Raw genomic sequence first — 15,742 nt, forward strand, 5'->3', positions numbered from 1 at the left:
TCAGCGTAATCACAGAATAATGTTTTCGCAAATACCTGCGTTATTGTCAAAGTAAATGAGTAAAAAAAAGCACAATTCTCTATATAAATTCATAACTGCGTCATTTTAACTCCAAAATCGCACATTTAATAGAAAAAACCTATCACAATGATTGGTAACAAACCCGATCATGACTTTTTTTAATGTTGTATTTTCCTTACAATCACATAAATTATTCGGTCTTACCCTCACAGAGGAATTATCGCTATGGTCAAGCACTGTAAGTTACTCATTTTAGGTTCAGGCCCAGCGGGTTATACCGCCGCGGTTTATGCCGCACGCGCAAACCTCAATCCGGTATTAATTACAGGTATTGAACAAGGTGGGCAACTAACCACCACAACCGATGTAGAAAACTGGCCTGGCGATGCAGAAGGATTAACCGGTCCTGGTTTAATGGATCGTATGCGCGAGCATGCACTCAAATTCCAGACCGAGATCATTATCGACCATATTCAGCGGGTTGATTTACAGACTCGTCCTTTCCGTTTGTTTGGTGATAGCGAAGAGTACACCTGTGATGCCCTGATTATCGCTACCGGTGCTTCTGCCCAGTATTTAGGATTACCTTCTGAAGAAAACTTCAAAGGCAGAGGCGTTTCAGCCTGTGCCACCTGTGATGGTTTCTTCTATCGCAATCAAAAGGTTGCCGTAGTGGGTGGTGGTAATACCGCCGTCGAAGAAGCGCTGTACTTATCCAATATTGCTGCCGAAGTTCACCTGATTCACCGTAGAGACAGTTTCCGGGCAGAAAAAATCCTTATCGACCGCATGATGGAAAAGGTCCGCAACGGCAATATTATTCTGCATACGGATAGAACGTTAGATGAAGTTTTGGGTGATGACATGGGCGTTACTGGTGTTCGTCTAAAAGATACCAACACTCACGTCACTGAAGAACTGACGCTTACCGGCGTATTTATTGCTATTGGACATCGTCCAAATACTGATATTTTTACCGGCCAGCTTGAACTCCGAGATGGTTACCTGAAAACACATTCGGGTACGCAAGGTAATGCCACCCAAACTAGCATCCCAGGCATTTTTGCTGCTGGCGACGTTGCCGATAATATTTATCGCCAAGCGATCACTTCTGCAGGCAGTGGTTGTATGGCTGCGCTGGATGCAGAACGTTACCTCGAAACACAAAATAACGGCTAATCGCTATTTGTGTCACATGTTGGTATAACACCACATGTTTAAGGCGGCTAACGGCCGCCTTATTCTTTTGCGGATACTAATGGTATCCTTATCCCAACTTTGCTAATCAGACCCCGTCCAAACTTATGTCTAATATGAATAAAACAAGACAGCGTGAGTTGATCCGCTGGTTAAAATCTCAGGGCGCTCCGGCACAACGTTGGTTACGGATATCTACCCTGTTGGGATTACTCAGTGGAATATTGATTATCGTGCAGGCTTGGTTACTGGCAACGATTCTCCATGCATTGATTATCGAAAATATTCCTCGAGATACGTTGATCGGCTATTTTATCCTGATTATTGTTACCGTTATTTTTCGTGCGCTGTTAGTTTGGCTCAGAGAACGCGTGGGCTTTATTTACGGTGCCGCTATCCGACAGCGAATTCGTCAGCAGGTACTCAATCGCCTTGAACAACTGGGGCCGGCCTGGATTCAGGGTAAACCGGCGGGAAGCTGGGCAACCATGATCCTTGAGCAAATTGAGGATATGCAGGACTTCTACTCCCGTTATCAACCACAAATGATGCTGGCGGCCATGATTCCGATCTTAATACTGGCGGCAGTATTTCCGATTAACTGGGCTGCAGGACTGATTCTATTTGTCACCGCACCGCTGATACCGATATTTATGGCGCTGGTAGGCATGGGTGCCGCCGATGCCAACCGACGTAATTTTATCGCACTGGCTCGACTAAGCGGTAACTTCCTCGATCGATTAAGAGGCTTGGATACCCTAAGACTATTTCATCGGGGGCCGGCCGAAACCGAACAAATTAGTCAAGCCTCAGAAGATTTTCGCTCCCGCACCATGGATGTGTTAAAGCTGGCTTTTCTCTCCTCCGCTGTTTTAGAGTTTTTTGCTTCGGTATCCATCGCCGTGGCCGCCGTCTATTTTGGTTTCTCTTATCTTGGGGAACTAAATTTTGGATCGTACGGTATGCCAGTGACCTTATTTGCTGGTTTTCTGGTGTTAATTTTGGCTCCCGAGTTTTTCCAACCGTTACGCGATCTTGGCACTTACTATCATGCCAAAGCTCAGGCGATTGGTGCTGCTGAGTCATTACAAACCTTTTTGGAAGCTGAAACCGATCAATCCAATGGCCAGGGAGTCAATGAGTTACCGGTCTGTGATAGCATCACCCTTCGCGCCAACAACCTCACCATTATTTCTCCTGATGGGAAAACGCTGGCTGGACCGCTAAATTTTGTGCTGACCCCGGGGCAACGCATTGCCATCGTCGGCCACAGTGGCGCAGGAAAAAGCTCACTGCTTAATCTGCTGCTAGGTTTTATGCCCTATCAAGGTTCAATTACGATCAATGATATTGAACTGAATAGCCTACAACCGACTTGCTGGCGGAAACACCTCAGTTGGGTTGGTCAGAACCCGCACTTACCGGCACACACCGTACGCGATAATATTTTGTTGTCCGATCCCCTGGCGTCAGATGAAGCGTTAGCGCAGGCCATCAAACGGGCTTATGTTGATGAATTCCTCCCGCTCCTTCCCGATGGACTAGACACTATCGTTGGCGACCATGCTGCTCGCCTCTCGGTTGGGCAAGCTCAACGGGTCGCAGTTGCCCGAGCCCTGCTTTCCCCTTGCCACCTGTTGATATTGGACGAACCCACCGCCAGTTTAGATGCCAACAGCGAAAGATTAGTGATGAATACCTTGAGAGAGGCCTCAATGTGCCAGACCACTCTGCTAGTCACCCATCGACTTGAAGATCTTGACGGATACGATCAGATTTGGGTCATGGATAAAGGGGAGATTGTTCAGCAAGGGGATTTCACTACCCTTAATCAATCATCAGGCCCATTTAGCGTGCTGATGTCTGGCCGGAATGCGGAGGTTTAAACATGAAGACGTTACTTCCTTTTTTAGCGCTGTACCGCCGACATTGGTTCCGTCTCTCTTTAGGCATTGTGCTGGCTATTGTCACCATTCTGTCCAGTATTGGTTTGCTGACCTTATCCGGTTGGTTCCTTGCTGCCTCTGCTCTGGCAGGGTTAGCAGGACTACTTACCTTTAACTATATGCTACCGGCTGCGGGCGTTCGGGGCTCAGCCATTATTCGTACTGCCGGACGTTATGCTGAACGTCTGGTTAGTCATGATGCGACGTTTAGAGTCTTGGCCCACTTACGCACCTTCACCTTCCAAAAGTTAATGCCCCTTTCCCCGGCGGGCATTGCCCGTTTCCGTCAGGCTGAGCTACTCAATCGACTCGTCGCTGATGTTGAAACCCTCGATCACCTCTACTTACGGCTGATCTCCCCGCTGGTTAGCGCTATTGTGGTCATTGTAGTGGTCACTTTTGGGCTCAGCTGGCTTGATGTAACGCTGGCCTGTACGCTAGGCGGCATTATGTTAATCCTGCTGTTTGCCCTACCGACCATTTTCTATCGTGCAGGTAAACCCATTGGTGCTGATTTAACCGCCCTACGCAGCGATTACCGCGGACAACTCACCTCATGGCTACAAGGACAAGCGGAACTGGTTATTTTCGCTGCCTTACCTGCATTCCGGCTTAAATTGGACTTAATTGAACAACGCTGGCTGGAACGCCAAAAACAACAGGCCACTTTGGCTGGAGCATCCCAAACCTTAATGATTCTGGCCACCGGATTTACGCTGGTACTCATTCTTTGGCTTGCATCGGTAGGTATCGGTGATAACCCGCAGCCCGGTGCATTTATTGCGCTGTTTGTGTTTATCTCTCTGGCCGCTTTTGAAGCGCTGGCCCCTGTCGCTACCGCCTTCCAACACCTCGGTCAAGTGATTGCTTCCGCTGAGCGCGTTAATCAGTTAATTGAGCAAAAGCCAGAGGTCACCTTCCCACAACAGCCGATCGCCCTCTCTTCAGAGGCCTCTGTTTCGTTGAATGACATAAGCTTTACTTATCATGGGCAGCCTTTTCCTGCGATCAACAATCTGACTTTGCAAATCGCTAACGGTGAACATATTGCATTATTAGGTCGTACCGGCTGTGGTAAATCAACGCTACTTCAGCTGATGACCAGAGCATGGGATCCGCAGCAAGGCTCTATCCAATTAAATAATCAGCCACTGAATATCTATGATGAAGCTACCTTGCGTCAAATGATGGTGGTGGTCAGTCAGCGGGTACACATCTTTAGTGCAACCTTGCGGGACAATCTGATATTGGCTGCGCCTCAGGCAAGTGATAGTGAACTGGAATCTGCCTTAGATAAAGTTGGCTTATCCGCACTGCTGGAACAAGATGGCTTAAACGCTTGGGTGGGTGAAGGCGGGAGACAGCTTTCCGGCGGCGAACAACGCCGAATTGGACTGGCCAGAGCCATACTCCATTCCGCACCGCTGATTCTATTGGATGAACCAACAGAAGGTCTGGATGCTGATACTGAAAATCAAATACTGACCATGCTGAAACAACACTGCCAGCATAAAACAGTGATGATGATTACTCATCGATTATCCGGTTTGGACAAAATGGACCGAATATACGTGATGGATGCCGGAGAAATTATCGAGCAAGGTACACACCAACAATTGCTTGAGCAGCAAGGTCAATATTACCGCTTCCACCAGCGTTAAATCACTGTTGATCGTCTGAATCATACGCCGAGTCCAATATGACTCGGCGTAATTATTTGGCCTCCACGACAATAAAGCCTATCAATACGCAAAATAAATTTTATACCTCCCCTTGACGAAACCAATCATCATCTGGTTAAGTACTCACTTATAATGAATATTAATTCACAAGGATGCTATAAGATGTACTTTAAAACCACTTTACGTAATATTTTATTCACTCTCTCCGCCCTGTTTATTTCCACATCCGCAGTACATGCTGCGGACGCTGTCTCTCCTCAGGCCGAACCAGAAGTCATCTTTATCTGTACCGGTAATACAGGCCGTAGCCCAATGGCTGAAGCGCTGGCTAAACAATTAACAGCAAAGAATCATTGGAAAATGAATATCGAATCACGGGGCGTTAATGTCAACCCGAAAGAAACTACGCCGGAAAAAGGCACACAAACCTTACTGAAAGAACGCGGTATTGATATTTCGGATCACCGAGCACAGTCTCTCACCGAACAAGATATTGCCAAGGCGCAATATTTGCTAACCATGACCGCCTCCCATAAAGAGAAAGTACTGAAGAATTATCCTCAGTCTGCCGGAAAAGTGTTTACTCTGGCCGAGTTTGCTAAAAATGAGCAGAAAGATTTAGACGACCCGTGGGGCAAACCAATGGACGCTTATGAGAAGGTCGCCTCTCAGCTTGATACCTATCTCCCTCTGGCTCTGGCTAAAATCGCCGCAGCTAAACCAGCAAAATAATGCTATTGCCCGCCGCTTTCTGCGGCGGGTCTTTTCAATCTTGTATCTATTTACGCTCTCGGTACGTCTTATCTGTTAAACTAAAATACATCTGCCGCTAACCCGGTGATTATTTAAACACCTTGTTTTTATGAGTATTGATTTACTATGCCTCTGATTCAGTTATCTGCAGATTCATATGATTTCCCACCCGTTGACTATGCGCTAAACGATCCAAATGGACTACTGGCGCTTGGCGGTGACCTGTCGCCCCAAAGGTTAATCAGTGCTTACCAAAACGGCATATTCCCATGGTTCAGCTCCGATGACCCTATTTTGTGGTGGTCCCCTGACCCAAGAGCAGTTTTGATACCACAACAGTTACACATTAGCCGCAGTATGGCGAAGTTCATCAAAAAGACACCGCTCAGTGTGACCATCAATCAAGCCTTTGAGCAGGTCATTAGCGCCTGTTCCAGTGAGCGTGATGAAGGAACCTGGATTGACCTTTCCATTCAACAATCTTATTGCCAGCTTCATCAACAAGGAATAGCCCATTCGGTAGAGGTTTGGCATGAAGGCGATCTGGTTGGCGGTTTATACGGTGTTGAGCAAGGCGCGCTGTTTTGTGGTGAGTCAATGTTCAGCAGACAAACTAACGCTTCCAAGTTGGCGCTATATGCTTTTTGCTGTCATTTTCTCAGTTACGGCGGAAAATTGATCGACTGTCAGATATTAAACGATCATACTGAGTCATTAGGGGCGATGGAAATTCCGCGCGCGGATTATTTACAATTTTTATACAAACTCCAGCAGGAGTCATTACCACAGGCCTGTTGGACCTCGCAGAAATTACGCTAAATCAACACAAATTACGTAGATAGAGCAAAAGTAAAGCAAAGTAACTGCGTTTTCTTTAAACTCTATCCTTTACTCTTCGCTCGTTTTTCGGCATTATCTTGCCGGTTAAAAACTAAGGTAGTTACACCTAGAGGATTCGATGGCCAAAGAAGATAATATTGAAATGCAAGGCACGATTTTAGATACGTTGCCTAACACGATGTTCCGCGTTGAGCTAGAAAATGGCCACGTGGTCACTGCCCATATCTCCGGTAAAATGCGTAAGAACTATATCCGCATTCTAACGGGTGACAAAGTCACTGTTGAGCTGACCCCGTACGACCTGAGCAAAGGCCGCATCATCTTCCGTAGCCGATAATAAACGGCTTGCCGCATAACATTGCGCAAAGCTGATGGAGTTTGACTCCTACGCCCTTACCTATCGGCAAGGGCGTTTTATTTATGCTATGGACGAATTAATGTACGGCCTTCTCAATTTTCGGTTTCTTTACGCTTTCAAACTGGTAAACCAGTCCACCTGCCTGATTATCCAGGGTGACACTAACGGAACCACCGTTAACTAAAGAACCAAATAACAGTTCATTGGTTAGTGGTTTCTTCAGATGTTCCTGGATTGTTCTGGCCATTGGGCGTGCGCCCATCGCCTTGTCATAACCTTTTTCTGCCAGCCAATGACGGGCATCCTGACTCACCTCAAGGGAAATTCCCTTGGCATCCAACTGTGCCTGTAACTCAACAATAAATTTATCGACCACCTGTTGAATAACTTCAGCAGATAAATGATTAAACCAAATAATATTGTCCAGACGGTTACGAAACTCTGGCGTAAACAATTTTTTGATTTCGCCTAGCGCATCAATACTGTTGTCCTGCTGTTTAAAACCAATCGATTCACGCTGAGTTTCTCGAACACCAGCGTTGGTGGTCATTACCAGAATCACGTTACGGAAATCAGCCTTACGCCCATTATTATCCGTCAACGTACCGTTATCCATTACCTGTAGCAGTATGTTAAACACGTCCGGATGGGCTTTTTCAATTTCATCCAACAACAGCACGGAATGAGGATGTTTAATAACGGAATCAGTTAACAGGCCGCCCTGATCGAAACCAACATAACCGGGAGGGGCACCAATCAAACGACTAACCGTATGTCTTTCCATATATTCAGACATATCAAAGCGCAATAGCTCAATGCCCAGCGCCTTAGCTAGCTGTACCGTCACTTCGGTCTTACCTACCCCCGTTGGGCCAGCGAACAGAAAAGAACCCACAGGCTTGCGCTCATCGCCTAATCCGGCACGACTCATTTTGATGGCCTCGGTTAAAGCTTGTATCGCCTTATCCTGACCAAAAATCAACATACCCATGCGTTCGGCCAAGGTTTTCAGCGTACTGCGGTCATTAGCTGAAACCGTTTTTTCCGGAATGCGAGCAATACGCGCAACAATCATCTCAATGTCACTGACGTTAACCGTTTTCTTACGCTTGTTGGCGGGCATTAATCGACAATACGCACCAGCTTCGTCAATCACGTCTATCGCCTTATCCGGCAGATGACGATCGTTGATATGTTTTACCGACAGTTCTACTGCTGCACGCAGCGCCTTCAAGGTATAACGCACATCGTGATGCTTTTCGTATTTAGACTTAAGCCCGATCAGAATTTGTACCGTATCTTCTACGGATGGCTCAGTAATATCTATCTTCTGGAAGCGACGAGCCAATGCCCGGTCCTTTTCAAAAATATTACTAAATTCCTGATAAGTAGTAGAGCCCATCACCCGAATCCGACCATTAGACAACATTGGCTTAATCAGGTTTGCCACATCGACCTGACCACCTGACGCCGCACCGGCACCAATAATGGTATGGATTTCATCAATAAACAGAATGCTATTCTTGTCAGCTTCCAGCTGTTTTAAGAGCGCTTTGAAACGTTTCTCAAAATCGCCGCGGTATTTGGTACCGGCTAACAGCGAACCGATATCCAGCGAATAAACCGTACAGTCAGCCATGGCTTCAGGGACATCACCTTGGATGATTCTCCAGGCCAGACCTTCCGCAATGGCGGTTTTACCGACTCCGGACTCACCAACTAGTAGCGGATTATTTTTACGGCGACGGCAAAGCACCTGAATGGTTCTTTCCAGTTCCATTTCCCGCCCAATTAACGGATCGATACCGCCATTTTGCGCTAGTTGATTCAGATTGGAGGTAAAGTTGTCCATGCGGTCTTCTGCACTGGTTTGCTCGTCTTCACTCGGAATGGAGCCTTGAGGGCCTGATTCATCCTGAGAACCATCTTTACGGGTACCGTGGGAAATAAAGTTCACAATATCCAGACGGCTGATATCGTGTTTACGCAGCAAATAAGCCGCATGGGATTCCTGCTCGCTAAAAATCGCCACCAAAACGTTAGCGCCACTCACTTCAGTGCGCCCGGATGACTGAACGTGGAACACCGCCCGCTGTAATACTCGCTGAAAGCTTAAGGTCGGCTGAGTTTCAGATTCAGCACTTCCCTCTGGCAGGCGTGGAGTGTTCTGATTAATAAACGATTCCAACTCGTGATGTAACGCGACAATATCAACCTGACAGGCGTCAAGTGCCTCTCTTGCTGCCGGATTACTCAATAAAGCCAGCAACAGATGTTCAACGGTCAGGTATTCATGACGCTGTTCCCTGGCTGTAGCAAACGCCATGTTGAGACTGAGTTCCAGTTCTTGATTTAGCATGGGCACCTCCACATAGTTCGCCTTTTCAGGCTTTTTCTAACGTACACAACAATGGATGCTCATTCTCTCGCGCATAGCGATTAATTTGCGTTACTTTAGTTTCTGCAATCTCTGCAGTAAACACTCCACACGTTGCCTTACCTTGATAATGCACGGTTAACATCAGCTGCGTTGCCCGCTCAATATCATACGAAAAGAATTTCTGTAATATCTCTACCACAAACTCCATCGGTGTATAGTCATCGTTATTCAGTATAACCTGATACATCGGTGGAGGCTGTTTCAGCTTCTCTTCTAAATCGGAGTCGGCTATCTCTTCCAAGCTTAGCCAATCATGTAAATTATTCATATCTTAAGTGTCATTTTGTTCAGCTACTTACCATAATCGGGACGTCTGTCAGATATTTTGCCTGAGTTATTGTAAAAATAGGTATTTAAATTTAAAGATAGATTATTCTTAATAGATGTCCCGTTCTTTTTATTCCCGTCTTACCAACAATAGTCGTGTTATCATAGTATAACCACATCGCTAATTAGGTAGAGTCAGCTTAACGAAAGCAAGGCGCAATAACATCAGAAAAATAAGCTGATATATCTGAAATATTCAAATAGTTGATCACAGAAAAAGACGGAAAACCCTACTCAACAACAGAACCAATAAGGCAAGCCTTAGACCAAATAAACTCAAGACAATGAATAAATAAGCCAACACCAATAATAAATAAGGGTTATGCCGAGTGAAATAAACAAATACATTGGTCTGGATAAAATTTGCGTTTCAATTATAATCCCAAAAATAAGTAACAATAAGTGATCAAATAATAAATTGCTCAACCTAAAAAACTAACACGGATAAGTGCTTTACAATGAAACAAATTCCAAAGAGTGCAAAGGACTTAATGATTTCTTTGGTGAAAGGTCGCATTTGTCCTAATGACATATGGAAAAAGAAGTCTTACCGCACCAAATTTCTGCTTCGCAGTCTGCTCGTCTCCAGGCAAACGCTTCCCTTGCTACAATCGTTGGTGAAGTATCCTAACTTGTCTGCCATTCTGGCTGTCCAACCCAGCTTACCTTGCAAGTTGCATCGCCCCTATCTGGCCGCAAATTTAAGCAAAAAGCAGGCAAGAAAAGCGTTAGAAAGTCACTATCAAAGCGTGTTCAGCCATTTCCCGGCTCAGCTTAGAGAGGGGATGCTGTCAAAAAAGCGGTATCGATTAGCTGACATAAAGGGTAAGGATGATACTCCCCTTTCTGTTTCAATAATGAGTGACGATCGCTGTAATCGGGAAGGTGAAATAACGCTTTTTGTTCAGGATCATCAAGATATTACTCTGGCAAAAATCACCTTTACCATTGTTCGGTTGGATGGAAAAATATGCCTGTTTATTGGTGGTTGCCAGGGCGCAAATCAGAATATCGATCATACCATTATTCAACAAGCCACAAAGGTCAGCCACGGGCTTTTCCCTAAACGAATGGCGCTGGAAGGCTTACGTTCTTTAGGTCGTCACCTACACTTCGACCATATCGTTGCTGTCGGGGATAATACCCATATTTATCACAACTGGCGCTATCGCATTAAGCGCAAAGAAATGCATGCCAGTTATGATGAATTTTGGCGTTCTCAGGAAGGCGAAAAAGACCTAAATGGTTATTTCCATTTGCCACTTTCCGCCAATCATAAAGCCATTGAGGATATTGCCAGTAAAAAGCGTGCCGAGTATCGTCGACGCTACGCCTTACTTGAACAATTGGATCAAGAAATCGGTAAACACTTTACTACCAATAACCTCAATAATCAGACTGATGCCACAGTCCAGGCTGCCGTATCCAAATCACAACCTGAACCACAGAACTGAGAAACAAAAGACATCAGCGGCTGGCTCTGCCACGAGCCAGCCATAATATCCGAGAAAACATTTTCTTCAGCAGTGGAGGTATACTCTCAATTCCTAACTGCCCTGCTTTCTCCGCAACCTCAATGGCTAAATCTGGCTTAGAGCTATGTTGAATCGCTTTACCAATGATTCTCCGCATCGGCATATGAACATTGGTAGGCAAAACCGCAGCGTCGTAGTACACATCGCTGAATCCTTCCTTAAACATAAAATTTTCCATATCTAATGCCGGAAGCTGTGTCAGCCTATCCCGCTCAGTATCTTCAGAACCGTTAATAAATAACCGAACGGTTTCTGCATATTTTTTACCGGCATCGTCACCATCAACCAACACATGCCACTCAATTCCCATTCGGCTGGCATATTTCAGCAGCGGTTTTAATCCACTTTGAGCAAACTCAATCACCTTAATGCCTTCAGTTTCAAAATGATATCCACACTGGCGAGCCAACTCCGTTAACAACCAAACCTCTGTTTCCCCCTCTACCAATAACCAGCTTCTGGCAAATAGCGAAGACGCCCGATTTAATCGAATATGAAAAGAAATTCGCCGGCGTTCCTGAATATTCAGCTCCCCTGCATCAATCCGAAAAGCAGCAATACGATTCGACTGACGAACCAAACGATAAACGCTTTCTAAAGGAACCAAAGACAGTAGATCCCCTGAATTGGTGGTGGTGATTTTTTGCAACGGTAGATTATTGAGCAGCCCCCATGCAGCAGATAGCATAATAGGATGCAAACGACTTTCGGGATCTTCGATCAACAACAGTGGTACCGCGCGGGTATCTAAATGCTCCGTGCCTTGAGCCTGAATCAAGGTTGAAAACACACCGAGCAGTATCATCCGCATGTTGCGGCTTTCTGGTTCAGAAATTAGTTGATTCAGATAATTAAGTGACTGCCACAGCTCACTATTTTGTCGATATCGTCCATTTTTATATCGAACGGCAGCGCTATTCTCTTTAGCATCCAGCGCGATAAAATAGTGCTTAAGCAAAGCATGAATCGCCTGTAATCCCTGTTTTAAATCCTTATTACTCAATTTCTGCGGATTACATTCCAGCTCTTCAGATAATTTTGTCAGCTGTTGGGTTAACGGATCATTTTCCTGATCGGGCAAAATTCCTCCCTGCCGAAACCGCTGACCAAAACGCGCATCGCGCAGTCTCAACACCGGATGTAGGCGGACAATCTCTCTGGCCAGCTCATCCACATTTTTCAGCTCTAGCGCATGTCCGGCTTCGTTAAGAAAGGAACGTGAAGTACTAACATTGCCATCCGCCTGAACCTCCCCTTCCAAACGATAAATAATACGCGATAAGCCATTATTACCCTTTACCCACAGCGGCCGCAGATGATGAAACTTCGGCATCTCTGGTGAATCGATTTCTCTGGCATAAAAGGTCAAAACGATATGTAGATGATTCTGCCGGGAAGCTTCATCTCCTAACGGATAATGAAAATCGTCCGGCTTGAAATGATAGAGATCGGTTCCCGGAGAGAAGAGCAATGTCAGCGTATCCAGTAGACTTGATTTCCCCCAGGCATTTTCTCCTATCAATACCACGTTATCATTCAACATCAATGACAGACGATTAATACCCCGAAACCCAACTATCTCGATGCGCTCTAAGTACATATTCTCTCCGTTATTGGTAACAAAAAGTCCATCATTGTGGTAACAATCTACTGAGTAACCAAATAATTATATGTTAGCCTGCGCCAAAAACTATGATTCACCGTAAAAAACAGCCGTTATTTATTTTTAAATCAATCACTCTATCCCCAGCGGATCGCTCTTTACGCTTCAGTCAGTTTTAATTAGCGTATAATAGTCATATCCAGTGCTCTCTATAATATGCAAAGTTCATTATGTACTCAGGTTTAGCTATCATTCTATTACCATTAATTTTTGGCTATTTAATCCCGATAAAATGCCTTGATCTGCTGCGCACCATCAACCGATTACTCAGCAGTATGGTGTACGTGATCCTGTTTTTTATGGGGATCAGTCTGGCATTTCTGGATAATCTTAGTGCCAATCTGCAAATGATATTTCTCTACGCCAGCGTATTTTTCATTTGCATCTTCAGCAGTAACATACTGGCCTTAATGCTTCTGGACCGGCAATGGCCATGGCGCAACCGCCAGCATCAGAAGAAACTGCCTTCGCGTTTGCATATGGTGCTGGAATCACTGCGGTTATGTGGCGTGGTTGTCATTGGTTTTTTGTTAGGACTAACCCATATATCATGGCTAACCTATGCTTCTCAGGCCAGCCAGTTTGCGCTGATTTTTTTGCTTGTTCTGGTAGGTCTTCAGCTACGAAACAGCGGCATGACACTCAGAGAAATTACGCTAAACAAGCGCGGAATGGTTGTCGCCTTGATCGTGGTTATCAGTGCCTTTGCCGGTGGTGCAATTGGCGCATTACTGCTTGGCTTACCGGTTAAAACCGGTCTGGCCATGTCTTCGGCCTATGGTTGGTACTCCCTGTCGGGTATCTTACTGACGGATGCACTGGGCCCGGTATTGGGTAGTGCAGCCTTCTTCAACGATCTTGCCCGAGAGTTGGTGGCTATTATGCTGATCCCCACCTTAATTCGCAGTCATGCATCGACTGCCTTAGGCATTTGTGGCGCAACGTCAATGGATTTTACGCTACCAGTTTTACAACGTAGCGGCAGCGTAGAAATTATCCCGGCGGCGATCGTACATAGTTTTATTCTCAGCCTGCTAGCCCCTATTCTGATGGCGTTTTTCTCTGCCCCCTGACATTACCCAGCATTAATATTAATAATTATTATCAATAAGATAATCAACCTTAATCCATTCAAACCTTATGGGCTTTAACACCGTTTGACCAGTATATATTGATTTAAATCAAGTAATGTTAAAGTTGCATTAAAAACTCCTTTTTAACTTGTCAACGTAGTCTTATGCTTAAACATGAATATAAAATACAACTTATAAAGGTGCTATCGCTATGTATTGCGTACAATGTGAACAAACAATTCGTACTCCAGCTGGAAACGGTTGCTCTTATGCTCAAGGGATGTGCGGGAAAACGGCTGAAGTTTCAGACCTACAAGATTTATTGGTTGCGGTATTAGAAGGTCTATCCGCCTGCGCGGTAAAAGCTCGTGAACTCGGTATTATCGACCATGCTATTGATGCATTTGTACCCAGAGCTTTCTTCTCCACCTTAACTAACGTCAACTTTGATTCCGAGCGCATTATTGGCTATGCCAAAGAAGCCATTGCTCTGCGTGAGTCATTGATTACTCGCTGTCGTATCGTAGATAGTCATGTCCAAATCGATCATCCCACTGCCTCATTACAACTTGCCGATAATCTGCCTGCGCTATTAGAACAGGCGACCGAATTTGCACTGAATAAAGACAAAGAACAAATTGGTGATGATATTCATGGTCTGCGCATGCTATGCCTGTACGGACTCAAAGGTGCCGCCGCCTATATGGAACATGCGCTGGTTTTAGATCAATACGATGATGAAATCTACAGTGAATTCCACCAATTAATGGCTTGGCTGGGAACGCATCCTTCCGATATGGCAACCTTGCTGGATAATGCCATGAACATCGGCAAAATGAACTTTAATATCATGGCCATTCTGGACTATGGTGAAACCAGTATCTATGGCGACCCTACGCCAACTTCCGTTAACGTTAAGCCCGTTGCCGGTAAAGCCATTCTGATCTCGGGTCATGATCTGAAAGACCTACGTATGCTGTTGGAGCAAACGGAAAATACCGGCATCAATATTTATACTCACGGTGAAATGTTACCGGCTCACGGCTATCCGGAACTGCGTAAATACTCACATCTGGTCGGTAACTATGGCAGCGGCTGGCAAAACCAACAAACTGAATTTGCCAAATTTCCAGGCCCTATTGTGATGACCTCTAACTGCATCATTGATCCTAACGTAGGCAACTACGGCGATCGTATCTGGACGCGCAGTATTGTCGGTTGGCCTGGCGTTAACCATCTTGACGGTGATGATTTCAGCGCCGTTATTCAGCAGGCTCAATCAATGAATGGTTTCCCTTACAGTGAACTCGAACACCTGATCACCGTTGGATTTGGACGCCAAACGCTGTTAAACGCGGCCGATACGGTTATCGACTTGATTGCCCAGAAAAAACTGCGTCACGTATTTTTAGTTGGCGGCTGTGACGGTAGCCGCGATGAGCGCAGTTACTACACTGATTTTGCCCGCAATATTCCTCAGGACTGCCTGATTATGACGTTGGCCTGCGGTAAATATCGGTTCAATAAGCTAGATTTTGGCACGCTGGAAGGATTACCGCGCCTGTTGGACGTTGGACAGTGTAACGATGCCTATTCCGCCATTATGCTGGCGGTCAAACTGTCAGAAAAATTGGGCTGCTCAGTTAACGATCTGCCGCTCACACTGGTGCTTTCTTGGTTTGAACAAAAAGCCATTGTGATCTTACTGACGTTGCTAGCACTTGGAGTTAAAGATATTTATACCGGCCCTACCGCGCCAGGCTTCCTGACCGATAATCTGCTGAATATTCTGCAAGAAAACTTTGGTATGCGCTCGATCACCACCGTAGAACAGGATATGCGCGACATTCTGGCCGCATAGTTTTATGTTTAATTTCCCGGGAGTGGACAAACGCTCCCGGTAATAC

At 45.5% G+C, this 15,742-nt stretch carries 12 protein-coding genes; 9 read left to right on the forward strand and 3 right to left on the reverse strand.

Annotated elements, in window-relative coordinates:
- The first annotated feature begins 246 nt into the window (after nt 1–246).
- The 6 genes from trxB (at nt 247) to infA (ending at nt 6,776) form a co-directional block, all read left to right on the forward strand.
- Nucleotides 247–1,200: a thioredoxin-disulfide reductase gene (gene trxB, locus EL341_RS10795; protein WP_047781372.1), complete on the forward strand. Its 954-nt coding sequence runs from the start codon at nt 247–249 to the stop codon at nt 1,198–1,200.
- A gap of 134 nt (nt 1,201–1,334) precedes the next feature.
- Nucleotides 1,335–3,104 (forward strand): heme ABC transporter permease/ATP-binding protein CydD, encoded by a 1,770-nt coding sequence (cydD, locus tag EL341_RS10800; RefSeq protein WP_074823664.1) that lies wholly within the window; start codon nt 1,335–1,337, stop codon nt 3,102–3,104.
- 2 nt (nt 3,105–3,106) lie between these two features.
- On the forward strand, nt 3,107–4,825 hold the full coding sequence (gene cydC, locus EL341_RS10805; RefSeq protein ID WP_047781374.1) for a heme ABC transporter ATP-binding protein/permease CydC: 1,719 nt from the start codon (nt 3,107–3,109) through the stop codon (nt 4,823–4,825).
- A 183-nt stretch (nt 4,826–5,008) separates the two neighbouring features.
- Nucleotides 5,009–5,578: a low molecular weight protein arginine phosphatase gene (locus EL341_RS10810; RefSeq protein ID WP_164720458.1), complete on the forward strand. Its 570-nt coding sequence runs from the start codon at nt 5,009–5,011 to the stop codon at nt 5,576–5,578.
- A gap of 147 nt (nt 5,579–5,725) precedes the next feature.
- Nucleotides 5,726–6,418 (forward strand): leucyl/phenylalanyl-tRNA--protein transferase, encoded by a 693-nt coding sequence (gene aat, locus EL341_RS10815; RefSeq protein ID WP_114986792.1) that lies wholly within the window; start codon nt 5,726–5,728, stop codon nt 6,416–6,418.
- 139 nt (nt 6,419–6,557) lie between these two features.
- Nucleotides 6,558–6,776: a translation initiation factor IF-1 gene (gene infA, locus EL341_RS10820; protein WP_029093554.1), complete on the forward strand. Its 219-nt coding sequence runs from the start codon at nt 6,558–6,560 to the stop codon at nt 6,774–6,776.
- Between the two features lie 97 nt (nt 6,777–6,873).
- Here infA and clpA read toward each other — a convergent pair whose 3' ends face one another.
- Both clpA and clpS read right to left on the reverse strand, forming a co-directional pair.
- Entirely contained in the window at nt 6,874–9,156 is a 2,283-nt protein-coding gene (gene clpA, locus EL341_RS10825; protein ID WP_074823674.1) for an ATP-dependent Clp protease ATP-binding subunit ClpA, read from the reverse strand.
- Between the two features lie 25 nt (nt 9,157–9,181).
- Nucleotides 9,182–9,505, reverse strand: coding sequence for an ATP-dependent Clp protease adapter ClpS (gene clpS / locus EL341_RS10830; RefSeq protein ID WP_047781377.1), 324 nt, complete (start codon nt 9,503–9,505; stop codon nt 9,182–9,184).
- A 517-nt stretch (nt 9,506–10,022) separates the two neighbouring features.
- Here clpS and EL341_RS10835 point away from each other — a divergent pair.
- A complete protein-coding gene (locus EL341_RS10835; RefSeq protein ID WP_074823677.1) occupies nt 10,023–11,018 on the forward strand; it encodes a VirK/YbjX family protein in 996 nt (331 codons plus the stop codon).
- Between the two features lie 13 nt (nt 11,019–11,031).
- Here EL341_RS10835 and EL341_RS10840 read toward each other — a convergent pair whose 3' ends face one another.
- Entirely contained in the window at nt 11,032–12,699 is a 1,668-nt protein-coding gene (locus EL341_RS10840; protein ID WP_074823680.1) for an ATP-dependent nuclease, read from the reverse strand.
- A 233-nt stretch (nt 12,700–12,932) separates the two neighbouring features.
- On the opposite strand from EL341_RS10840, the gene EL341_RS10845 reads away from it, so the two are divergent.
- Together EL341_RS10845 and hcp are read left to right on the forward strand one after the other, a co-directional pair.
- Nucleotides 12,933–13,835, forward strand: a complete 903-nt coding sequence (locus EL341_RS10845) for a lysine exporter LysO family protein (RefSeq protein ID WP_126467777.1) — start codon at nt 12,933–12,935, stop codon at nt 13,833–13,835.
- A 211-nt stretch (nt 13,836–14,046) separates the two neighbouring features.
- Nucleotides 14,047–15,696, forward strand: coding sequence for a hydroxylamine reductase (hcp, locus tag EL341_RS10850; RefSeq protein WP_074823686.1), 1,650 nt, complete (start codon nt 14,047–14,049; stop codon nt 15,694–15,696).
- Nucleotides 15,697–15,742: the final 46 nt, after the last annotated feature.

Origin of the sequence: Pragia fontium, from assembly GCF_900638655.1 — a bacterium.
In the GTDB taxonomy this organism is placed as follows: Bacteria; Pseudomonadota; Gammaproteobacteria; order Enterobacterales; family Enterobacteriaceae; genus Pragia; species Pragia fontium.

Bases quoted from the DNA above. Each gene is read 5' to 3' on its own strand.
- hcp (WP_074823686.1), top strand. From the start codon at position 14,047: ATGTATTGCGTACAATGTGAACAAACAATTCGTACTCCAGCTGGAAAC.
- EL341_RS10835 (WP_074823677.1), top strand. From the start codon at position 10,023: ATGAAACAAATTCCAAAGAGTGCAAAGGACTTAATGATTTCTTTGGTG.
- infA (WP_029093554.1), top strand. From the start codon at position 6,558: ATGGCCAAAGAAGATAATATTGAAATGCAAGGCACGATTTTAGATACG.
- EL341_RS10845 (WP_126467777.1), top strand. From the start codon at position 12,933: ATGTACTCAGGTTTAGCTATCATTCTATTACCATTAATTTTTGGCTAT.
- clpS (WP_047781377.1), bottom strand. From the start codon at position 9,505: ATGAATAATTTACATGATTGGCTAAGCTTGGAAGAGATAGCCGACTCC.
- aat (WP_114986792.1), top strand. From the start codon at position 5,726: ATGCCTCTGATTCAGTTATCTGCAGATTCATATGATTTCCCACCCGTT.
- EL341_RS10840 (WP_074823680.1), bottom strand. From the start codon at position 12,699: ATGTACTTAGAGCGCATCGAGATAGTTGGGTTTCGGGGTATTAATCGT.
- cydC (WP_047781374.1), top strand. From the start codon at position 3,107: ATGAAGACGTTACTTCCTTTTTTAGCGCTGTACCGCCGACATTGGTTC.
- clpA (WP_074823674.1), bottom strand. From the start codon at position 9,156: ATGCTAAATCAAGAACTGGAACTCAGTCTCAACATGGCGTTTGCTACA.
- EL341_RS10810 (WP_164720458.1), top strand. From the start codon at position 5,009: ATGTACTTTAAAACCACTTTACGTAATATTTTATTCACTCTCTCCGCC.
- cydD (WP_074823664.1), top strand. From the start codon at position 1,335: ATGAATAAAACAAGACAGCGTGAGTTGATCCGCTGGTTAAAATCTCAG.
- trxB (WP_047781372.1), top strand. From the start codon at position 247: ATGGTCAAGCACTGTAAGTTACTCATTTTAGGTTCAGGCCCAGCGGGT.